This window comes from Ensifer sp. LBL, from assembly GCF_050435225.1.
Lineage (GTDB): Bacteria > Pseudomonadota > Alphaproteobacteria > Rhizobiales > Rhizobiaceae > Ensifer.
In genome coordinates this window covers 1,142,356-1,161,592 of the sequence record NZ_JBNDJY010000001.1, presented here as the reverse complement: position 1 = coordinate 1,161,592, position 19,237 = coordinate 1,142,356, and the positions used below count along the sequence as shown (strand labels likewise).

Below are 19,237 nucleotides of genomic sequence, written 5' to 3'. Positions count from 1 at the left end.
CACGGTTTAGCCTGACAAACAGACGAGGGTTAAGGCAATGACACAAGCAACGCAGGCCAAGGTCATGGGCGCCCGGGAATGGGGCATGTTGATCCTGCTCTCTATTTTGTGGGGCGGTTCGTTCTTCTTCATCGGCGTCGCCGTCAAGGCGTTGCCGCCGGTCACGATCGTGGCGCTCCGCGTCAGTCTCGCGGCGCTCGCGCTGCTCGCCTTCGTTCGCCTGATGGGGCTGTCGATGCCGCGCGACCCGCGCGTGTGGCTCGCTTTCTTCGGCATGGGTCTGCTCAACAATCTCATCCCCTTCTCGTTGATCGTCTGGGGGCAGACGCATATCGCCAGCGGCCTTGCCTCGATCCTCAATGCGACCACTCCGCTTTTCGGCGTGATCGTCGCGCATCTCCTGACCGATGACGAGAAACTGACAGCCAACCGTTTTGCCGGTGTCGTCGTCGGCTTCCTCGGGGTTGCGATGATGATCGGGCCGGCGGCGCTCGGTGGTCTCGGTTCGAACCTGCTTGCCCAGGTTGCCGTGCTCGGGGCTGCGCTCTCCTATGCGCTCGCCGGTGTCTTTGCCCGCCGCTTCAAGCGCATGGGCGTGGTGCCGATCGTGACGGCGACCGGCCAGGTCTCGGCTGCAAGCATCATGCTGGTCCCGCTGTCGCTGCTGATCGATCATCCCTGGACGCTTCCCATGCCGGGCTTCGACGTCTGGGCCGCGATCGTCAGCATCGCGTTGATTTCCACGGCGCTCGCTTACGTCCTGTTCTTCCGCATCCTGGAAACGGCCGGCGTCACCAACCTGATGCTCGTCACCTTCCTGATCCCGGTCAGCGCCATCCTGCTCGGTGCGATGTTCCTCGGCGAAACGCTGGAGCCCAAGCACTTTCTCGGCATGACCTTGATCGCAGCTGGTCTGGCTGCGATTGACGGGCGGCTTTTGCGCCTCTTTTCCCGGCCGGCCATCGACACCAAGTTAGAGTGCCGCGACAACGCTTGAGCGTTTCTGATTTACACGCATTGCGGGCCGGTGGGCGAAAGCACCACCGGCCCTGTTTTTTTCATCCCGGTTGTCGGCTATTGCTTGCCGCCACCGTCTTTGTTTCAGGAGCTGGAGTTCCGATGCTTTACGCCGTGTTTTGCTACAATCAAGAAGATGTCACGAACGCCTGGACCAAGGAGCAGGACGAAAAAGTCATGCATGATCTGTTGGCCGTACAGAGCAAATATGCGGAGGCAGGCCGGCTTGGACCAGTGGCGCGCTTGATGCCGACGACGTCGGCGACGACGCTCCGGCACAGTCACAGCGAGACGATCGTAATCGATGGCCCGTTTGCCGAGACGAAAGAGCAATTGCTTGGCTTCTACGTCATCGACTGCGCGTCTGTCGATGAAGCACTCGATTTTGCCCGCGATCTGAGCTCCGCCAACCCGGCTGCTGGCTCCTACGAAATCCGTCCTCTTGCCATCTACAAACCCAGTGAGCTTGCTTCATGACAGACACAGCCTGGATAGACCTCGCACTTGTTTCGGCCCGGCCGCAGGCCGTGGGCGCGCTGTTGCGCTATTTCCGCAACCTCGACACCGCCGAAGAAGCGTTTCAGGAGGCCTGTATCCGGGCTTTGAAGACCTGGCCGAAGAGCGGCCCGCCGCGCGACCCCGCCGCCTGGCTGATCTTCGTCGGCCGCAACAGCGGCATCGACAAGGTGCGCCGCCAGTCCCGCGAGACGGCGCTGCCGCCGGAGGAAATTCTTTCCGACCTTGAGGATCAGGAGGGCGCGCTTGCCGACCAGCTCGACGGTTCGCACTATCGCGACGACATTCTTCGCCTCCTGTTCGTCTGTAGCAATCCGGCGCTGCCGGCAACGCAGCAGATCGCGCTGGCGCTGCGCATCGTCTCGGGCCTTTCGGTCAAGCAGATCGCCCGCGCCTTCCTCGTCAGCGAGGCGGCAATGGAACAGCGCATCACCCGTGCCAAATCCCGGGTCGCCGCCGCCGGCCTTGCCTTCGAGACCCCGGATGCGGCCGATCGGTCAGACCGGCTCGCCGCCGTCGCGACGATGATCTACCTCGTCTTCAACGAGGGCTATTCGGCGATGAACGGACCGGAAAGCGTCTCGGCCGACCTGTGCCAGGAGGCGATCCGGCTCGGACGCCTGCTGCTTCAGCTTTTCCCGGCCGAGCCGGAGATCATGGGGCTGACGGCGCTCATGATGATCCAGCATTCGCGGGCACGCGCCCGGTTCGATGCCGATGGCGCCGTCATCCTGCTCGAAGACCAGGACCGGGGCCTGTGGGACCGCCCGCTGATCGACGAGGCCTTGGCGCTGATCGACAGGGCGATGCAGTACCGTCAACCGGGCGCCTACCAGATCCAGGCGGCGATCGCGGCGCTGCATGCCCGCGCCGAACGGGCGGATGAGACCGACTGGGCGCAGATCGACCTGCTCTACCAGGCGCTCGAACGACTGCAGCCATCACCGGTGATCACGCTCAACCGCGCCGTGGCGGTTTCGAAGAGGCAGGGCCCGGAAGCGGCGCTGGCGATGATCGCGCCCTTGGCGGAAAAGCTCTCCGGCTATTTCTATTTCCATGGCCTGAGCGGCCATCTCCTGAAGCAGCTTGGCAAGGTTCGCGAAGCGCGCGTCGCCTTCGACCATGCGATCGCACTCGCCACCAACGCGGCAGAATGCGCTTACATCCGCATGCAGCTCGACAAGCTCGATGAAACGCCTGGTATCGAGATCTCCGAAAGAAAAATCTGACGGTGCCTGTCGGGATCCCGCATGCGGTTTCGTCCTTGGACCGAGAACGAAATCCAAGGAGAGAAACCCATGACCACCAGCCTTGCAGTGCCAGCCCCGACGGCAAAGTCGATCATCCTCGGCCGCTTCCTCAGCGGCCTGCTTGTCGCCTTCCTGATCTTCGATGCGGCCATCAAGCTCGTGCCGCTTGCCGTCGTCACCGAAACCATGGTCGCGCTCGGCTACTCGGCCGACCAGGGCCTGGCACGTCTGCTCGGCATACTCACATTGCTATGCACGGTGCTCTATGTGATCCCGCGCACCTCGATCCTCGGCGCCATTTTGCTCACCGGCTATCTCGGTGGCGCGATGGCGACGCATCTGCGGGCCGGCAGCCCGCTCTTCACCCATCTGCTTTTCGGCTTCTATCTCGGCGTGATCGCCTGGGGCGGCCTCTGGCTTCGGGATCCGCGCCTGCGCGCGCTCATCCCGCTCAAGAACTAACGGCAAGCGATAGAAAGACGACCATGACCAAGACAGTCAACGACTACATTACCGGCCTTTCCGGCGTTCCCGCCGACGTGGCGAAACGCCTGCATGATGCTATCCTCGCGGTGGGCGGGCTGACGGACATCGTCAAATGGGGGCATCCCGTCTACGACGCCGGCGGCGCTGTCTGCCTGCTCAAGGGCACAAAGGACTCCGTCACCTTCGGCTTCTGGCGCGGAGCTGACATGCTCGATCTTGATCCTCGCATGGAGAAGGGCGGCGGCAAGGGTGACATGGCCTATATCCGCCTGCGCAGCACCGATGACGTCGACGCAGCACAGGTCGCCCGGCTCGTTGCCAGGGGCATCGAACTCAATCGCCTCAAGGGCGATCCGATGAAGTAGGTTCTGACGAACCGCTCCTGCAGCGTGGCGATGCATGAGGACGCCTGCATCGCCGCCAAAGCCCATCTCTTTGCGGGAACACGCGCGTGCCGGATCCCGCGAGGCGATCATGATCCATCGCCAGGCTCGTCGCCAGCGTGCGCGCGGCGCTCGCTTTTGCTGCCGAGCTCGGTCACGCCGGGCGTTCCTCGGATGATCCATCGTTCGGCGATGCGACAATGCTTTTGCGTGCATTGTTTCTAAAACACGACCTCTCCTTGCATGGATTCCGCAGGTCGTGCATGGTCCCGCCGGCCGATCCTCAAAAATTTCCGAAAAAAATTTAGCCCCATGTCGAAATTTGCGAAGCGCGGACGTCCATCGGGCGCTCAGACTATTCAATCCCATTGGAGAGACTATGATTTTTACTGTGACACCGCTTTATGCGCTGCCCGTGGCGGCGATCTATCTGATCCTGTGGTTCCGCGTCAGCGCGATGCGATCCGCGCAGGGCGTATCGTTTGGTGACGGCGGAAATGCCCTTTTGCTTCAGCGTATCCGCCAACATGGCAATTGCGCTGAATGGTCGGCGTTCGTCGTCATTTTGATGATCCTTGCCGAAGGTATGGGGGCTCCGGCGCTGTATCTGCATATCTCGGGCGCGCTGTTGCTGATCGGGCGGATTGCGCATCCCTTCGGCCTGAAGGCTGACAATGCAGGGCACCCCCTTCGTTACGTCGGAAACGGCACCAACATCCTTGCTGCGCTCAACGCCATGGTCTGCCTGGGCGCCAACATCGTCGGCCTTTGAAGGCTGCACCTAATCGAAAGATGAAACCATGCAATATATGCTGCTGATCTATAACGACCCTCAAAAAGAGCCGGCCTATGGCACGCCCGCTTTCCAGGAGATGATGGCGGGGTTCTTCGCCGCCAACGCGCGGATGAAGGAGGACGGCGTGCTGCGGTCGGGCGAAGGCCTGCAGGGGGTCGAAACCGCGACGTCGCTGCGCATCAAGTCCGGCAAGGTCGAAACCATGGATGGTCCGTTTGCCGAAACGCACGAGCATCTCGGCGGCTATTATGTCATCGATGTCGCGGACCTGGATGCGGCGCTCACCTATGCAGCATTGATACCCTCGGCGCATTTCGGCACGATCGAGGTGCGTCCGCTCATGGACTACAACCCGGCGAGCTGATCTCCGATGATCATGATCCATGGCACCTGATCCATGACACTCGATCCATGACACAAGCCGTCCCCAGGGCCATCGCAGTGGCGAAGTTGCTCGACAGCACGCTGCGGGCCGATCGGGGGCGGCTGCTTGCCATCCTTGTCGCCAACCTGCGTGACTTGTCGCTGGCAGAGGACGCGCTGCAGGAGGCAGCCGTTTCGGCGCTGTCGCATTGGGGCCGGACCGGCACGCCGGCATCGCCGCAGGGCTGGCTTTTGACAGTTGCCCGGCGCAAGGCGCTTGATCGCCTGCGCGCCGCTCGCCGTGATATCGGCAAGGCCGAGGCACTGGCGCAACTCATTGTTCGCGAGGAAGCGGACCCTGAAGACATTCCCGACGAACGCCTGCGGCTGATCTTCGTCTGCTGCCACCCGGCCCTTGAGCTGAAGTCACGCGTGGCACTGACCTTGCGGACAGTCTGCGGTCTCTCCACCACCGAAATCGCCCGTGCCTTCCTGGACCACGAGCCGACGATGGGCCAACGCATCAGCCGCGCCAAGGCCAAGATCGCGGGCGCCGGCATCTCGTTCTTCGTGCCGACGGCCGAGCACTGGCCGGCGCGGCTGGACGCCGTGTTGACCACGATCTACCTGATTTTCACGACCGGCTATCTCGCGGCGACGGAAGGTCCAAGGGATCTGTGTCTTGAGGCCGAGTATCTGATGCGGATGATCGACCGGCTGCGCCCAGCGGACCCGGAAATCGAGGGTGCGCTGGCGATGATCCTCTTGACCGCCGCGCGCCGCGCGGCACGGATCGGTGCTGACGGGGCAAGCCTTCCGCTGAGCGAGCAGGATCGCAATCTATGGGACCAGGCGCAGATTGCGCAGGGCCGCGCCCTTCTTGCGCGCGCTATGGGCCGACGAAGCCCCGGCCCATACCAGATCAAGGCTGCCATCGCCGATTGCCGGCTGGGTGAGGGAGGACCCGACTGGCCGCAAATCGCCGCGCTTTATGCCGCCCTCTTCCGGTTTGAGCCGACACCGGTGGTCTCGCTCAACGCCGCTGTGGCCGTGGCCGAGGCGGGCGATGCTGCCCGCGGGCTGGCGATCGTCGAGGGGCTCGCAGCAGAACTTGCGGACTACCAGCCGTGGCATGCGGCGCACGCGGCGCTTTTGGCGTCGGTGGGCAAACATGCCGAGGCCGCAGACGCCTATCGGCGCGCGATCGCCATCGCACCGGGCCGGGCCGAAGTTCTGTTCCTGGAAAAACGTTTGGCCGCACTGCCATTGACCGGGTCGGAATGACGATTTGTGCGCTGGACGGCAGCGGCACGCGTTTGTCGGCTGAAGGCCCAACCGGCGAAACGGATCTTGACGAAACAAACTTGCAGTCGTGGTTGCAAAACAGAGCGCCTTTATCACGCTGAATGCAATATCTCTGCGCAGGACCAGGAATTCACACCAGATCCAGCGAGATAGACATGATCCTCTACTACCAGACCCATTCCCCCTTCGCTCGCAAGGCGCTCGTCTTTGCCCATGAGATCGGTCTTGCCGACCGGCTCGAGGTCATTCATCACGAAACCAGCCCGACACGGCGCAACGACGAGGTCTATGCCGAAAACCCGCTCGGCAAGGTTCCGATCCTGTTGCGTGAGGGGCAGGAGCCGATCTTCGACAGCGACGTGATCTGCGACTATCTCGACACGCTCCATGAGGGCCGCAAGCTGATCCCTGAGGCGGGCGAGCCGCGCTGGCGCGCGCTCAGGCTGCAGTCGGTGGCGCAGGTGCTGGCCCAGACGGGTATCGGCCTGCGGTGGGAGTGGGAGCGCAGGCCGGAGCATCTGCGTTATCCGGCGCTTGCCGATGGCTATGCCGAGAAGATCGAGGCCACCTACGATTGGCTGGAGCGGACGCTGGATCCGGAGGCTGCCGTCGATGTCGGCCAGATTGCGCTCGCAACCACGCTCTCCTGGATGGCTTTCCGCGACTTGCCGTCGTTTCGGGATCGGCCGCGCTTGACCCGCTGGTTCGACGCTTTCGAAGAGCGGCCGTCCATGCGAGCAACGCCGCTGTCGGGCGAAACGTTCGATTGAACCGGTAGCCGGCGAAAAAAACCGGACGCCGCTGCGGACCATTGCCCGGCAATTGCCGTCCGCTGCTGCGTCACGATCGCCTTACGGGCAGGCGAGATCGGCGACCACGGCGTCGAGGATCAACATGCCCGCCGGCGTGCAGCGCAGGCGGGAATTGCCGAGCCGCTCGATGAAGCCGTGATCGATCAGGAACTGTTCGCGCTCCGGGTCCGGATCGCGGCCGGAAAGGGTCTGCCAGCGGGCGAGATCGACGCCTTCTTTCAGGCGCAGGCCCATCAGCAGCAATTCGTCGGACTGAGCTTCGAGATCGAGCGATTCCCGTTCGATCATGCCGTGGCCATGGGTCTCGACGAGACGCAGCCATTCCTCGGGCTTGCGCTCCGTGGAGGTCGCGATCTTGCCGTTGCCGATGCCGAGACGCCCATGCGCACCCGGGCCGATACCGGCATAGTCGCCGTAGCGCCAATAGGTGAGGTTGTGGCGGCTCTCGGCACCCGGGCGAGCGTGGTTGGAAACCTCATAGGCCGGCATGCCGATCGAAGCCGTGATGTCCTGCGTCGCCTCGTAGAGTACCGCCGATTGTTCGCCGTCGGGAACGATGAGCTTGCCGGCCTTGTGAAGGCCGAAAAAGGGCGTGCCTTCCTCGATCGTCAGCTGGTAGAGCGACAGGTGGTCGACCGCGTAGGAGACGGCCTCCTTCAGCTCGCGCTCCCACTCCTCGACCGTCTGGTTCGGGCGGGCATAAATCAGGTCGAAGGACATGCGCGGGAAGATCTCACGCGCCAGTCGGATCGCCTTCAGTGCATCCTCCACATTGTGCAGCCGGCCGAGGAACTTCAGGTCCCGGTCGTTCAGCGCCTGGACGCCGAGCGAGACGCGATTGACGCCGGCGGCGCGGTAGCCGTGGAAGCGCGTCGCCTCGACGCTCGACGGGTTCGCCTCCATGGTGATCTCGATGCCATCAGGGACATGCCAATGGCGGGCGATACCCTGAAGGATGGCGTCGACCGTGGCGGGTTCCATCAAGGACGGCGTGCCGCCGCCCATGAAGACGCTGGTGACGGTACGTGGGCCGGAAAGCTCGCGCACTTCTTCCATTTCTTTGAGGAAAGCGGCAACGAAACGCGGCTGGTCCACCGGCTGGTGGCGCACATGGCTGTTGAAGTCGCAATAGGGGCATTTGGCCGCGCAGAACGGCCAATGCACATAGACCCCGAAACCGGGGTCCATGCCGTCACCGATCGCCGATAGCGTGGCAGTCTGCATTATTGCGTCTCTCATGGTCACATTTCATAGGGAGCGGGGATGCGGCGGACAGATCCGCGGTTTCCTTCTCCCGCTCCGATCACGCTCCGAGGCAGGTTTCGGCAAAGATCTTGAAGGCGCGGGCGCGGTGCGACAGGGCCTCTTTGTCGCCCGGCTTCCAGCCGTGCTTCTCGTCGGCGCTCATCTCGCCGAAGGTGGTGTCGTAGCCCTTGGGCTGGAACACCGGATCATAGCCGAAGCCCTGGCTGCCGCGCGGCGGCCAGACGACGAAGCCTTCGACTTCGCCGCGGAAGAGCTCCACGTGGCCGTCCGGCCAGGCAAGGCAGAGAACCGAGACGAAACGGGCGGTGCGCTCGGACGGCGTCTTGGCGCCCTTCTCCTGCAGCGCATCTTCGACCTTCTGCATGGCCATGGCGAAGTCGCGGCTGCCATCCTCGCGCTCGGCCCAGTTGGCGGTATAGACGCCGGGTGCGCCATCGAGTGCGTCGATCGCGAGACCCGAATCGTCCGAAAGCGCTGGCAGGCCGGATGCCTTGGCCGAGGCGAGCGCCTTGATCGTCGCGTTTTCCTCGAAGGTCGTTCCGGTCTCGTCGGGCTCGACGAAGTTGAGGTCTGCGGCCGACTTCGCCTGAAAGCCGAGCGGGCCGATGAGATCGCGGATTTCGCGGATCTTGCCGGCATTGTGGCTGGCGACGATCAGCGTCTTGTTGTCCAGTTTGCGCATGGTGTCTCGTTTCGTGTTCATTCGATGGACCAGAGGCCCGGTTCCGCACATTCAAGGCTGTTGCCGGCCGGGTCGCGGAAATAGAAGGACCGCGCCCCGTTCGGCCAGCGAAGATCGCTTTCGATCTCGATACCGGCTGTTTCGAGCTTAGCTTTCCAGGTGTCGAGCGCCTCGGCTGCTACCCGAAAGCACATATGTCCCCGACCGGTCGTGCCATGCGGCGGTACTGGCAGGGCTGCGTCCGGCGCCGGCGGTTTCACTGTTTCGGCCGGATTGAAGATCAAAAGCACGCCCTGACCGCAGCGGAAGAACACGTGCCGGTTTGCGGCGCGGGTGATCTTCTGCAGCCCGAGAATACCACCGTAGAAGGCCTCGGCGGCATCGAGGTCGCCCACGTAAAGGGCGGTCTCGAGAATGCCTTCCAGCGCCGGGGCCATCCTGAAAGTCCTTTCGTCAGCCGGCGATTGCCTGCTTCTGCAGCGCGACCAGTTCGGCAATGCCGTTCTTGGCAAGGCCCATAAGGCTTGCGAATTCCTCTTCCGAGAACGGCTTGCCTTCCGCCGTGCCCTGGATCTCGACGATGCCGCCGGAGCCGGTCATGACGAAGTTGGCGTCGGTCTCGGCGGCGGAATCTTCCAGGTAGTCGAGATCGATCACCGACTGGTTGGCGAAGATGCCGCAGGAAATGGCGGCGACATGATCCTTCAGGACCTTCTCGACCTTGACCATGTTACGGGCTTCCATCCACTTCAGGCAGTCGTGGAGCGCGATCCAGGCGCCGGTGATCGAGGCCGTGCGCGTGCCGCCATCAGCCTGGATGACGTCGCAGTCGATCGAGATCTGGCGTTCGCCGAGCGCCGGCAGATCGACGACGGCGCGCAGCGACCGGCCGATCAGTCGCTGGATTTCCTGGGTACGGCCGCTCTGCTTGCCGCTTGCCGCCTCGCGCCGCATGCGCTCGCCGGTGGCACGCGGCAGCATGCCGTACTCCGCCGTCACCCAGCCCTTGCCACCATTGCGCAGCCAGGCCGGAACCTTTTCCTCAAGGCTGGCGGTGCACAGCACATGCGTGTCGCCGAACCGCACCAGACAGGAGCCTTCCGCATGCTTGGAAAAATTGCGCTCGAAAGAAACCTTGCGCATTTGATCGGTTTTTCTGCCGGATGGCCGCATCGTCAACTCCTATCGTATCTCGTGAGCCTTCTACTGCATAATTCCCTAAATCGAAATCGATTTAGGGACAAAATTGTGCAGCAGTTTAAGGTGCTGCAGCGACGTTTGGCGCGCCCGAGGACGCGCGGCGCTGCAGAACATGGCGCGGGCAAAGGGAACCGGTGGAAAGCCGGGCAATCGACCGTTTTTTCCCTTTTGCCAACGGACCGCAGGGACACTATATTCCGGCCACGGCAGGATGTGCCTGCATATGTGGAGTGACATGGTACTGCGCAATCCCGGAGCAAAGGAAATCGCCGCGGCGCTCGACGAGCGCTCGGGCGAAATTTTCCGTCGCATCGTGGAGACCTATCTGACGAGCGGCGAGCCGCTCGGCTCGCGCAATCTGTCGCGGCTCTTGCCGATGGCGCTCTCGCCCGCCTCCGTGCGCAACGTGATGAGCGACCTCGAAGATCTCGGCCTCATCTATTCGCCGCATGTGAGCGCCGGTCGCCTGCCGACCCAGACGGGCCTGCGCTTCTTCGTCGACGCCTTCATGCAGGTCGGCAATCTCTCACCTGAAGACCGCGCCTCGATCGACCGGCATGTCCGGCGCGACGACCATACCCAGCCGGTGGATGCGCTTTTGACCGAAGCGAGCCAGATGCTGTCCGGCATGTCGCGCGGCGCGGGTCTCGTCATCACCGCCAAGGCCGATCCGGTGCTGAAGCATGTCGAGTTCATCCGCCTGGCGCCGACCAAGGCGCTGGCCGTGCTCGTCGGCGAACATGACCAGGTGGAAAACCGCATCATCGAGCTGCCGGCAGGCGTCACCAGCTCGCAGCTTACGGAGGCCGCAAACTTCCTCAACGCCCATCTCGCCGGACAGACGATCGGCGAGGTGCGGGCGCAGCTCGAAAGGGTGAAGCTGACGGTGCGCGGCGAACTCGACGCGCTGTCGCAGGATCTCGTCGAGCGCGGCCTTGCCATCTGGTCGGGCAACGAGGGCGACGAGAAGCCGGCGCGCCTGATCGTGCGCGGCCGTGCCAACCTGCTCGAAGGGCTCGAAGGCGCCGAGGATATCGACCGGCTTAGAATGCTGTTCGACGATCTGGAAAAGAAGGACAGCATGATCGAGCTGCTCGATCTTGCCGAGAGCGGCCCGGGCGTGCGGATCTTCATCGGCTCGGAAAACAAGCTGTTCTCGCTGTCCGGCTCCTCGCTGATCGTCGCACCCTATCGCGATGGCGAGGACCGCATCGTTGGCGCCGTTGGCGTCATCGGTCCGACGCGGCTCAACTACTCGCGCATCGTGCCGATGGTCGATTATACCGCGCAGCTGATGTCGCGGCTTTCGCGCTAAGAGCGCGCCTTTAGCTGACGTGCGCCATTGAACCCTTGATTTTTCGGCCCCAAACCTCGATATCGGCTTCAAATCCAGTTCCTGAGCATTTTTGCTGAAACGCAGGCTCGCGCTTGCGGTGTGGAAATGCGAAGGACAATAGAGACGACACTGCGGAGAACGTCATGACCGACGATACGAACAAGCACGGACCCGAGGCCACCGACGAGGTATTCGACGCCGCACCGGACGCTGCCGAGGCAGCAGCCGTTGCCGAGCCCGATCCGTTGGAACTCGCCCGGGCCGAGAGCGCCGAACTGCGCGACAAGTACCTTCGGCTTGCCGCCGAGATGGACAACCTGCGCCGTCGCACTGAACGCGACGTCAAGGATGCCAAGTCCTATTCGGTTGCAGGCTTTGCCCGCGACATGCTGGCGGTATCCGACAACCTGCGCCGCGCGCTCGACGCCATTCCGGCCGAAGCCAAGGAAGCCGGCGAAACCGGCCTCAACACGCTGATCGAGGGCGTCGAAATGACCGAGCGCTCGATGCTTTCGGCGCTTGAGCGCCATGGCGTGAAGAAGCTCGAGCCGGAAGGCCAGAAGTTCGACCCGAACTTCCACCAGGCGATGTTCGAGATCCCGAACGCCGACGTTCCGAACAACACGGTGCTGCAGGTGGTCCAGGCCGGTTACGTCATCGGCGACCGCGTGCTGCGCCCGGCCATGGTCGGCGTCTCCAAGGGCGGCCCCAAGGTCGTGGCTGGCGAGAACGGCGACGCGCCGAGCGCCTGAGCGCAAAGAGACAGATTTAAGGGGAAACGCCGCGCGAAACGCTTCGCGCGGCGTTTTTGTTTGGTGCACCGTGCGGCGACAGCCGCGGGCAAGTCTTACCCGAACAATTGCTGCAGGTGATCGTTGAGGAAGCGTCCTTCGGGGTCGACCTTGGCCCTCAGCGCCCGGAAGTCGCCGGCGCGGGGGTAGAGTGCCGTTACATCCTCTGCGCCGAGGAAGTGCAGCTTGCCCCAATGCGGCCGCGACCCGTACTGCCTGAGGATCGTGTCCACGTCCTTCAGATATTCCCAATAGTCGGTGCCGGGCTCGCCGGAGACCGAAAGCGTGATCGAGTCTTGCTCGAAGAAGGGGCTGATCCAGCCGGTGTCGCCGGCGGTGAAACGATACTCGATCGGATAGATGCAGGTCGGGTGCTTTTCCAGCATCAGCTTGCGCACCGCCTTGACCGCTTCCTTGCCGTGGGCGACGGGCACCGCATATTCGAGTTCGTGGAAGTTCGGCACGTATTCGATCGGGTAGATCTCCGAGGAATAGGCGATCTTCTCGAAACCGCGCTCCATCGGCGCTTCCCCGGTGATGTCGATCACCTTCATCTCGCAGACGTCGGAGGTCTTGTCAGTGGTCGAAACCGAGGCCGTATCCGGCAGGCAGTAGCAGTGGCGGCTCTCGGGCACCGGGCACCAGAAGAAGCCGAAATGGCGGTGCTTGGCTGCAAGCTCGTCGTGCTGCTCGATCATTTCGTCGAAGGTGCAGCGCCACAGCTTTTCATGGAGATTGTAGCTATCCATCGCCTGCAGGGTAATCTCCGAGATCACGCCGAGCATGCCGACGGAGACGCGCGCCGCCTCGAGCAGGTCCGGCGTCGTCTCGTCGACCACGAGGATGCTGCCGTCCGGTTGCACGAGGCGCATGCCGACGATCTGCGAGGCCATGTTGCCAAGCCTGGCGCCGGTGCCATGAGTGCCGGTCGTCAGCGCGCCGGCCAGCGCCTGGCTGTCGATATCGCCCTGGTTGATCAGCGACAGGCCGTTTTCCTTCAGCACCTTGCCGAGCTGGTTGATGGTGGTGCCGGCCTTGACCGCGACGCGCTTGCGCGCGCTGTCGATGTTGACGACACCTTGCATGTTGGAAAGCGTCAGATGCAGCCCGCTCGTCAGTGCCACCGGTGTGAAGGAATGGCCGGACCCGGCGCAACGGACGTTCAGCCCCTGTGCTGTCGCATCGCGCACCATTTCGGCCAGCGCCGCCTCGCTCTCCGGCGCGCCGCGATGGCGCACGATGCATGATTGGTTTCCGACCCAGTTGCGCCAGTGGCCACCTGCCTGAAGCATTTTCCCCTCCCTCAAACCGCGGTGAAGCAATTGTCGACGAACAGATGCGTGCCGTTGACAAAGCTCGCCTCGTCACTCGCCAGAAACAAAGCCGCGTTCGCCACTTCCTTCGGATCGCACATGCGGCCCTGCTGCGCGGCGATCGCCGCCTCCGAAACGTCGACGCCGTACTTGCTGAGGCCGACAAGCTCGCGCTTGCCGTGGTCGGTGGCGATGAAGCCCGGGCAGACGGCGTTGCAGCGGATGCCGCGGTCACGGAACTCGACGGCGATGGCGCGCGCGAACATGTGGCAGGCGCCCTTGGTGGTGTCGTAGAGCACTTCCATCGGTGTGGCCGCCACGGCCGAGATCGACGAGGTGCAGACGATGCTGCCGCCGCCGGCGGCAAGCATGCCCGGCAACACTGCCTTGGTCATCAGGAACATGCTGCGCACATTGACCGCCATCAGCCGGTCCCACTCGTCCTCCTCCGTTTCGAGGAAGGGGCCGACGGCAAGGATGCCGGCGTGGTTGAAGAGCACGGTGATGGAACCGAAGGCCGCTTCGACCGCCTTGACGGCGGAGGTCACCTCGGCCGACAGCGAGACATCGGCGGGGGCGAAAATCGCCTCGCCGCCATTGGCGCGGATCGAGGCGGCCACCTCTTCGCCCTTGCTGCGCGGCAGGTCGACGATGCCGACCTTTGCGCCTTCGCGCGCGAACAGCTCGGATGCGGCAAGACCGCAGCCTCCCGCGCCACCGCTGATCAGCGCCACCTTGCCTGAAAGCCTGCCTGCCATCGTCATCCTCCCCTTGGGCGTCCTTCGCATCGGTCGCCAACGACGACCCGCGACGGATCCGGTTTCTCACTCCCCGGGAATTATTGTTGACGAGTGAGGGGCTGTCGATATCCCATGAGGGATACGTAGGGTTGGGGGATGACAAGGGAATGCTCGCAAGCGAGTCCGCCGATATCTCGGCGATGATCGGCCTGATCGGCACCGAGGATTTCGGTCGGGCGCTGGACCGGATGCTCCGGTCGGTCACCGGATTCGATCTCTCGGTCGTGTTTGCCTACCCCTACGATGCCAGGCCGATCGTCCTGCATGACGGCTATACGGCCAAGGTGTCGGCAAGTGCGCTTTCCGCCTATCTCGGCGGCGCCTACCTGCTCGATCCCTTTTACGTCGCCTGTTGTGCCGGCCAGCCGGCAGGGCTCTGGCGGATGCGCGAGCTGGCGCCGGACCAGTTCTTCCAGTCCGACTTCTCGTCGTCGGCGGAAGTGCATCCTTGCGTGTCGATGGAATCGGGCGTTCTCGTCGAGGAGGTGGGCTTCGTCATCCCGCTCGATGGCGGCCTGCAGGCGACCTATTCGCTGATGCGCGGCCGCGGCGGCGAACCTTTCAGCGAGGCGGAACTATCGCGGCTCCGCGTCTACGAGCCGATCGTGCGCGAGGCCATCCGGTCGAACTGGAGACAGCGGGGCCAGACGGTCGCGCCGCCGCCTTCCGAGGAGGGCGACGACGACGCGATGGAAGCGGCGTTCGAGAGCCTGTGTTCAGATCGGCTGACCAAGCAGCAGCGCAACATCGTGCGCCTGATCCTCAGGGGCCACAGCAACCTGTCGATCGGCAAGGTCATGAACATTGCCGAAGGGACGGTGCGCATCCACCGCAAGAACATCTATCGCCGGCTCGGCATTTCGAGCCAGGGTGCACTGTTCCGGATTTTCATTGATCATTTGAACGGGCGTCAGCTCTATTGACGCAAGGTTCGGGCGACTGTGCGCATCCTACTGGATGCGCCCCGTTGTTCAAGCTCAGGCGGCGTGCGAGGTCGCGTCGTCGTCGAGCAGCGTGTAGATCGCACTGGCGGAATCGCTCGAGCGGATCTTGGCGACCATGTCCTGGTCACGAAGCACGCGGGCGATGCGCGACAGGGCCTTGAGGTGGTCCGCGCCGGCGCCTTCCGGAGCAAGCAGCAGGAACACGAGATCGACCGGCTGGTCGTCGAGCGCCTCGAAATCGACAGGCGTGTCGAGACGCGCGAAGATGCCGATGATCGAGGGAAGGTTGTTGAGCTTGCCGTGCGGGATGGCGATGCCGTTGCCGACGCCGGTGGAACCGAGGCGCTCGCGCTGCAGGATCACGTCGAAGATTTCACGCTCCGGAACCCCGGTGATCTTAGAAGCTTTTGCCGCCAATTCCTGAAGGAGCTGTTTTTTCGAGTTGGCCCTCATGGCCGGGATGATCGCATTTTGATGCAGTAGACCTGCCAATGCCATTCTTTTGTCCTCGTTCGCCGGTTAGAGCCGGACAACATCATCATAAATGCGTCGCAATGGCTCTAACCATCTTTGTCATGGCGGGTTCCATGCACAGAAAAGTCACATTTTCCGGCCTGGCCGCTGAGTTGCGGGAGAGGGACGCCGGCATGCCGGCATCCCTCTTTTTCGCTCATGCTTTGATATTGGCAGCGTCGATCCAGCCAATATTTCCATCGTTGCGTCTGTAGACGATATTCAACTCAGCCTTGCCGGGAGTGCGGAACATCAGGACGGGTTCGTCGGTCATGTCGAGCGCCATCACGGCGCTGGCGACAGACATCGTCCTCAACTGTTTCGAGCTCTCGGCGACGATCGTCGGTGCGTAATCCTCGGGGACTTCGTCATCCTCGAAGGGCACCGAATCCATCACTGTGTAGGCCACTTCGGCAGCGTTCTGTCCGTTGCCGTTGTGATGATCCTTCAGCTTGCGCTTGTAGCGACGCAGGCGCTTTTCGATGCGGTCCGACGCCGCGTCGAAGGCTGCCTGTGGATCGTTCGCCTGGCCATTCGCCTGCATTACCACGCCCGTATCGAGATGAAGCTTGCAGTCGGCGCTAAAGCGCGGCCCGGATTTTTCCACAGTGACCTGGCTTGAATATCCTCCGTCGAAATATTTGGTAACGGCCTGCTCGATCTGCTCGCCAATGCGGGCGCGGAACGAATCGCCGATTTCCATCTGTTTACCGGATACACGCACACTCATGGAGTTTCCTCTCTCGTTCGTGATTTGCGTAGCCAGTCTATTCCAAGCGGTCCCGTCATCCAAGCCTTTCAGACTTGCGAGCGCGCCTCTGTCGCAGCCACCGGTCGCACCGGTCGCCTCCGGGGCGAGCATGTCCCCGGCAATTGCGGCGGGCTCATATCGCCTGTGTCGGAGAGAGTCAATCGAAGGTCGCAAAAAAGTTAATGCGCCTTAACGTTCGGGGCTCAGAAACCGGAGGCCTTGGCGAGCGCGCGCTTCTCCCGCCGGCGCTGCACGGAGGAGGGGATGTTCATCGCCTCCCGGTATTTGGCGACCGTGCGCCGCGCGATGTCGATGCCGGCCTTCTTGAGGATGTCGACGATGTCGTCGTCGGAAAGCACGGCCTCGGTGCTCTCCTCCTGGATCAGCGTGCGGATCTTGTGGCGCACGGATTCTGCCGAATGGCTGTCGCCGCCTTCGGCCGAGCCGATCGAGACGGTGAAGAAATATTTGAGTTCGAACAGCCCGCGCGGCGTCAGCATGTACTTGTTCGAGGTGACGCGGCTGACGGTCGATTCATGCATCTTGATGGCGTCGGCCACGGTCTTGAGGTTCAGCGGCCTGAGATGCCCGATGCCGTTGGCGAGAAAGGCGTCCTGCTGGCGCACGATCTCGGTCGCGACCTTCATGATCGTGCGGGCGCGCTGGTCGAGGCTGCGCGTCAACCAGTTGGCATTCTGCAGGCATTCGTTGAGGAAGGCCTGGTCGGCGCTGTTTTTCTGCGTGCCGCGCGAAACCGAAGCGAAATAGTCCTGGTTGACCAGAACGCGCGGCAAAGCATCCGGATTGAGCTCGACCAGCCACGACCCGTCGGGCGCTGCCCGCACGACGATATCGGGCACGATTGCCTCGCTGACGCTGGTCTCGAAGCTGGTGCCCGGCTTCGGATCCAGCTTGCGGATTTCCGCCAGCATGTCGATCAGGTCTTCCTCATCGACGCCGCAGATCTTCTTGAGCGTTGCGAAATCCCGTCGCGCCAGAAGTTCGAGATTGGCAAGCAGCGCCTCCATCGCCGGATCGAGCCGGTCGCGGGCACGCAGCTGGATGGCGAGACATTCGCCGAGCGAACGGGCAAAGACGCCCGGCGGATCGAACTGCTGCAGCGTCAGCAGTACCCTGACGACATCGGCATGCGCGGCACCCAGCCGTTCGCCGACCTCGCCGAGGTCCGCCTGCAGGTAGCCGGCGTCGTCCAGCTGGTCGATGAGGTGCTGTGCGATCAGTCGGTCTGACGGCGTCGGCAGTGCGAAGGGCAATTGCTCCAGAAGCGTTTCGCGCAGGCTCTTGCGGCCGGCGACGAAGTCGTCGAGGTCGTAGTCTTCGCCCTCGCCGCCGCCGGGCATCGATTTCCACTGGCCAAGCAATTCCGGCGCGTCGGCGCGCTGCGGCGTCGTGTCGTCCTGGAAGACATTGGCGAAATCGGCATCGAGCTGGTCGTCGAGCCGCTCGCCGCTTTGCGATGTGGCGCTGTCATAGAGATCCGCCTGGCCGCCGCCGTCGTCGTTTCCGCCACTCTCGTCGCCGCCGGCCATCTCGCCCCGCTCCGGGGTGAGCTGATCGTCATTTGCCTGAAATTCGAGCAGCGGGTTCTTTTCGACTTCCTGGGCGATGAACTGGTTGAGTTCAAGATGCGTCATCTGCAGCAGCTGGATCGACTGCATGAGTTGTGGCGTCATCACCAGGGACTGGGATTGGCGCAGATGAAGGCTGGCGGACAGGGCCATGCTGACGCGAAACTCCCGAGAAATCTCCAGGGGCCGCGGTGCTTCTCCGGTCGCCGATCGGGCCCTTTTCTTAATTGGCCCAAAAATTGCTTATCGGAAAGGTTTGGTCAAGCGCGATCGCGGGCGGAATCGCCCGCGAGGCGGTCTCAGAGGCTGAAATTGTCGCCGAGATAGAGCCGGCGCACGTCAGGATTGGTGACGATGTCGTTGGCGCGACCATGCGTCAGCACTTCGCCGGCATGAATAATGTAGGCGCGATCGATGAGGCCGAGCGTCTCGCGGACGTTGTGGTCGGTGATCAGCACGCCGATGCCGCGCGAGGTCAGATGCCGGACAAGTGCCTGGATGTCGGCGACCGAGATCGGGTCGACGCCGGCAAAGGGCTCGTCGAGCAGCATGAAGGTCGGGTCGGTCGCGAGCGCTCGGGCGATTTCGAGACGGCGGCGTTCGCCACCGGAAAGCGCGATCGCCGGCGACTTGCGCAAATGCGTGATGTTGAACTCGCCGAGCAGGTCGTTGAGCTTGCTCTCGCGTCGCTCCAGGTTCTTGTCGTGGACCTCGAGCACGGCGCGGATGTTCTCCTCGACCGTCAGTCCGCGGAAGATCGACGCTTCCTGCGGCAGGTAGCCGACGCCAAGGCGTGCGCGCCGATACATCGGCATGGTCGTCACGTCGTTGCCGTTGATCTCGATCGAGCCCTCGTCGACGGGGACGAGGCCGGTGATCATGTAGAAGCAGGTGGTCTTGCCGGCGCCGTTCGGCCCGAGCAGGCCTACGGCTTCGCCGCGCCGCACCACGAGCGACACGCCGTTGACGACCCGGCGCTCGCGATAGGCCTTGGTCAGCCCACGGGCGATCAGCGTGCCGTCATAGCGCGCCTTGTCGACCGCATGGCCGGAGGCGACCGCAGCGGTCGCCGACGGTTTGCGGACCCGTTTGCGCTTGTGGAGGAAGGGAAGTTGCACGAGCGG

Annotated in this window: 22 protein-coding genes; 12 read left to right on the top strand and 10 right to left on the bottom strand. The window is 63.2% G+C overall.

Going from position 1 to position 19,237, the window contains the following annotated elements; all coding sequences use genetic code 11:
- The first annotated feature begins 37 nt into the window (after positions 1-37).
- From OKW20_RS05640 to OKW20_RS05600, 9 genes are all read left to right on the top strand, one after another.
- Positions 38-997: a DMT family transporter gene (locus tag OKW20_RS05640; RefSeq protein ID WP_429170762.1), complete on the top strand. Its 960-nt coding sequence runs from the start codon at positions 38-40 to the stop codon at positions 995-997.
- A 122-nt stretch (positions 998-1,119) separates the two neighbouring features.
- Positions 1,120-1,494 carry a YciI family protein gene (locus OKW20_RS05635; RefSeq protein WP_043615571.1) on the top strand — a complete coding sequence of 125 codons (375 nt, stop codon included), beginning with the start codon at positions 1,120-1,122 and terminating at the stop codon, positions 1,492-1,494.
- A complete protein-coding gene (locus OKW20_RS05630) occupies positions 1,491-2,762 on the top strand; it encodes an RNA polymerase sigma factor (RefSeq protein ID WP_429170759.1) in 1,272 nt (423 codons plus the stop codon). The genes OKW20_RS05635 and OKW20_RS05630 overlap by 4 nt, the downstream gene beginning before the upstream one ends.
- Before the next feature lie 69 nt (positions 2,763-2,831).
- The gene (locus tag OKW20_RS05625) at positions 2,832-3,245 is read left to right on the top strand and encodes a DoxX family protein (RefSeq protein WP_052201752.1); all 414 of its coding nucleotides are present in this window, start codon (positions 2,832-2,834) and stop codon (positions 3,243-3,245) included.
- A gap of 23 nt (positions 3,246-3,268) precedes the next feature.
- The gene (locus tag OKW20_RS05620; RefSeq protein WP_429170757.1) at positions 3,269-3,634 is read left to right on the top strand and encodes a DUF1801 domain-containing protein; all 366 of its coding nucleotides are present in this window, start codon (positions 3,269-3,271) and stop codon (positions 3,632-3,634) included.
- A gap of 397 nt (positions 3,635-4,031) precedes the next feature.
- Complete coding sequence (locus OKW20_RS05615) at positions 4,032-4,424, top strand: MAPEG family protein (RefSeq protein ID WP_043615577.1); 393 nt, start codon at positions 4,032-4,034, stop codon at positions 4,422-4,424.
- A gap of 28 nt (positions 4,425-4,452) precedes the next feature.
- Positions 4,453-4,812, top strand: coding sequence for a YciI family protein (locus tag OKW20_RS05610; protein ID WP_429170755.1), 360 nt, complete (start codon positions 4,453-4,455; stop codon positions 4,810-4,812).
- 47 nt (positions 4,813-4,859) lie between these two features.
- Entirely contained in the window at positions 4,860-6,095 is a 1,236-nt protein-coding gene (locus OKW20_RS05605; RefSeq protein WP_429170753.1) for an RNA polymerase sigma factor, read from the top strand.
- Positions 6,096-6,271: 176 nt separating this feature from the next.
- On the top strand, positions 6,272-6,886 hold the full coding sequence (locus OKW20_RS05600; RefSeq protein WP_429170751.1) for a glutathione S-transferase family protein: 615 nt from the start codon (positions 6,272-6,274) through the stop codon (positions 6,884-6,886).
- A gap of 81 nt (positions 6,887-6,967) precedes the next feature.
- Here OKW20_RS05600 and hemW read toward each other — a convergent pair whose 3' ends face one another.
- The 4 genes from hemW to rph all read right to left on the bottom strand — a co-directional run bounded on the left by hemW (position 6,968) and on the right by rph (position 10,049).
- On the bottom strand, positions 6,968-8,152 hold the full coding sequence (gene hemW, locus OKW20_RS05595; RefSeq protein WP_192448035.1) for a radical SAM family heme chaperone HemW: 1,185 nt from the start codon (positions 8,150-8,152) through the stop codon (positions 6,968-6,970).
- A 79-nt stretch (positions 8,153-8,231) separates the two neighbouring features.
- Positions 8,232-8,876: an RdgB/HAM1 family non-canonical purine NTP pyrophosphatase gene (gene rdgB / locus OKW20_RS05590; protein ID WP_429170749.1), complete on the bottom strand. Its 645-nt coding sequence runs from the start codon at positions 8,874-8,876 to the stop codon at positions 8,232-8,234.
- Positions 8,877-8,893: 17 nt separating this feature from the next.
- Positions 8,894-9,313, bottom strand: coding sequence for a VOC family protein (locus OKW20_RS05585; RefSeq protein WP_043615589.1), 420 nt, complete (start codon positions 9,311-9,313; stop codon positions 8,894-8,896).
- Positions 9,314-9,329: 16 nt separating this feature from the next.
- Positions 9,330-10,049 carry a ribonuclease PH gene (rph, locus tag OKW20_RS05580; protein WP_113536647.1) on the bottom strand — a complete coding sequence of 240 codons (720 nt, stop codon included), beginning with the start codon at positions 10,047-10,049 and terminating at the stop codon, positions 9,330-9,332.
- Positions 10,050-10,311: 262 nt separating this feature from the next.
- On the opposite strand from rph, the gene hrcA reads away from it, so the two are divergent.
- Together hrcA and grpE are read left to right on the top strand one after the other, a co-directional pair.
- Positions 10,312-11,391 carry a heat-inducible transcriptional repressor HrcA gene (gene hrcA, locus OKW20_RS05575; RefSeq protein WP_429170746.1) on the top strand — a complete coding sequence of 360 codons (1,080 nt, stop codon included), beginning with the start codon at positions 10,312-10,314 and terminating at the stop codon, positions 11,389-11,391.
- A 164-nt stretch (positions 11,392-11,555) separates the two neighbouring features.
- Positions 11,556-12,164 carry a nucleotide exchange factor GrpE gene (grpE, locus tag OKW20_RS05570; RefSeq protein WP_429170745.1) on the top strand — a complete coding sequence of 203 codons (609 nt, stop codon included), beginning with the start codon at positions 11,556-11,558 and terminating at the stop codon, positions 12,162-12,164.
- 95 nt (positions 12,165-12,259) lie between these two features.
- Here grpE and OKW20_RS05565 read toward each other — a convergent pair whose 3' ends face one another.
- Positions 12,260-13,495 (bottom strand): D-arabinono-1,4-lactone oxidase, encoded by a 1,236-nt coding sequence (locus OKW20_RS05565; protein ID WP_429170743.1) that lies wholly within the window; start codon positions 13,493-13,495, stop codon positions 12,260-12,262.
- Positions 13,496-13,506: 11 nt separating this feature from the next.
- Positions 13,507-14,274, bottom strand: coding sequence for an SDR family NAD(P)-dependent oxidoreductase (locus tag OKW20_RS05560; RefSeq protein WP_429170741.1), 768 nt, complete (start codon positions 14,272-14,274; stop codon positions 13,507-13,509).
- A 149-nt stretch (positions 14,275-14,423) separates the two neighbouring features.
- Between OKW20_RS05560 and OKW20_RS05555 the strand changes: the two genes are divergently transcribed.
- Positions 14,424-15,239: a helix-turn-helix domain-containing protein gene (locus OKW20_RS05555; RefSeq protein WP_429170740.1), complete on the top strand. Its 816-nt coding sequence runs from the start codon at positions 14,424-14,426 to the stop codon at positions 15,237-15,239.
- Positions 15,240-15,293: 54 nt separating this feature from the next.
- Here the strand turns inward: OKW20_RS05555 and ptsN are convergent, their stop codons facing one another.
- The 4 genes from ptsN to lptB all read right to left on the bottom strand — a co-directional run bounded on the left by ptsN (position 15,294) and on the right by lptB (position 19,231).
- The gene (gene ptsN, locus OKW20_RS05550) at positions 15,294-15,758 is read right to left on the bottom strand and encodes a PTS IIA-like nitrogen regulatory protein PtsN (protein WP_034797457.1); all 465 of its coding nucleotides are present in this window, start codon (positions 15,756-15,758) and stop codon (positions 15,294-15,296) included.
- Between the two features lie 172 nt (positions 15,759-15,930).
- Positions 15,931-16,503 (bottom strand): ribosome hibernation-promoting factor, HPF/YfiA family, encoded by a 573-nt coding sequence (hpf, locus tag OKW20_RS05545; RefSeq protein ID WP_034797455.1) that lies wholly within the window; start codon positions 16,501-16,503, stop codon positions 15,931-15,933.
- 224 nt (positions 16,504-16,727) lie between these two features.
- Positions 16,728-18,266, bottom strand: coding sequence for an RNA polymerase factor sigma-54 (gene rpoN / locus OKW20_RS05540; RefSeq protein ID WP_429170737.1), 1,539 nt, complete (start codon positions 18,264-18,266; stop codon positions 16,728-16,730).
- 146 nt (positions 18,267-18,412) lie between these two features.
- Positions 18,413-19,231 (bottom strand): LPS export ABC transporter ATP-binding protein, encoded by an 819-nt coding sequence (lptB, locus tag OKW20_RS05535; protein WP_043615614.1) that lies wholly within the window; start codon positions 19,229-19,231, stop codon positions 18,413-18,415.
- Between the last annotated feature and the right edge of the window lie 6 nt (positions 19,232-19,237).

Bases quoted from the DNA above. Each gene is read 5' to 3' on its own strand.
- rpoN (WP_429170737.1), bottom strand. From the start codon at position 18,266: ATGGCCCTGTCCGCCAGCCTTCATCTGCGCCAATCCCAGTCCCTGGTG.
- OKW20_RS05585 (WP_043615589.1), bottom strand. From the start codon at position 9,313: ATGGCCCCGGCGCTGGAAGGCATTCTCGAGACCGCCCTTTACGTGGGC.
- hpf (WP_034797455.1), bottom strand. From the start codon at position 16,503: ATGAGTGTGCGTGTATCCGGTAAACAGATGGAAATCGGCGATTCGTTC.
- OKW20_RS05630 (WP_429170759.1), top strand. From the start codon at position 1,491: ATGACAGACACAGCCTGGATAGACCTCGCACTTGTTTCGGCCCGGCCG.
- grpE (WP_429170745.1), top strand. From the start codon at position 11,556: ATGACCGACGATACGAACAAGCACGGACCCGAGGCCACCGACGAGGTA.
- OKW20_RS05560 (WP_429170741.1), bottom strand. From the start codon at position 14,274: ATGGCAGGCAGGCTTTCAGGCAAGGTGGCGCTGATCAGCGGTGGCGCG.
- rph (WP_113536647.1), bottom strand. From the start codon at position 10,049: ATGCGGCCATCCGGCAGAAAAACCGATCAAATGCGCAAGGTTTCTTTC.
- hemW (WP_192448035.1), bottom strand. From the start codon at position 8,152: ATGCAGACTGCCACGCTATCGGCGATCGGTGACGGCATGGACCCCGGT.
- ptsN (WP_034797457.1), bottom strand. From the start codon at position 15,758: ATGGCATTGGCAGGTCTACTGCATCAAAATGCGATCATCCCGGCCATG.
- OKW20_RS05615 (WP_043615577.1), top strand. From the start codon at position 4,032: ATGATTTTTACTGTGACACCGCTTTATGCGCTGCCCGTGGCGGCGATC.
- OKW20_RS05625 (WP_052201752.1), top strand. From the start codon at position 2,832: ATGACCACCAGCCTTGCAGTGCCAGCCCCGACGGCAAAGTCGATCATC.
- OKW20_RS05620 (WP_429170757.1), top strand. From the start codon at position 3,269: ATGACCAAGACAGTCAACGACTACATTACCGGCCTTTCCGGCGTTCCC.
- OKW20_RS05555 (WP_429170740.1), top strand. From the start codon at position 14,424: ATGCTCGCAAGCGAGTCCGCCGATATCTCGGCGATGATCGGCCTGATC.
- OKW20_RS05640 (WP_429170762.1), top strand. From the start codon at position 38: ATGACACAAGCAACGCAGGCCAAGGTCATGGGCGCCCGGGAATGGGGC.
- OKW20_RS05605 (WP_429170753.1), top strand. From the start codon at position 4,860: ATGACACAAGCCGTCCCCAGGGCCATCGCAGTGGCGAAGTTGCTCGAC.
- hrcA (WP_429170746.1), top strand. From the start codon at position 10,312: ATGGTACTGCGCAATCCCGGAGCAAAGGAAATCGCCGCGGCGCTCGAC.
- OKW20_RS05565 (WP_429170743.1), bottom strand. From the start codon at position 13,495: ATGCTTCAGGCAGGTGGCCACTGGCGCAACTGGGTCGGAAACCAATCA.
- OKW20_RS05610 (WP_429170755.1), top strand. From the start codon at position 4,453: ATGCAATATATGCTGCTGATCTATAACGACCCTCAAAAAGAGCCGGCC.
- OKW20_RS05635 (WP_043615571.1), top strand. From the start codon at position 1,120: ATGCTTTACGCCGTGTTTTGCTACAATCAAGAAGATGTCACGAACGCC.
- OKW20_RS05600 (WP_429170751.1), top strand. From the start codon at position 6,272: ATGATCCTCTACTACCAGACCCATTCCCCCTTCGCTCGCAAGGCGCTC.
- rdgB (WP_429170749.1), bottom strand. From the start codon at position 8,876: ATGCGCAAACTGGACAACAAGACGCTGATCGTCGCCAGCCACAATGCC.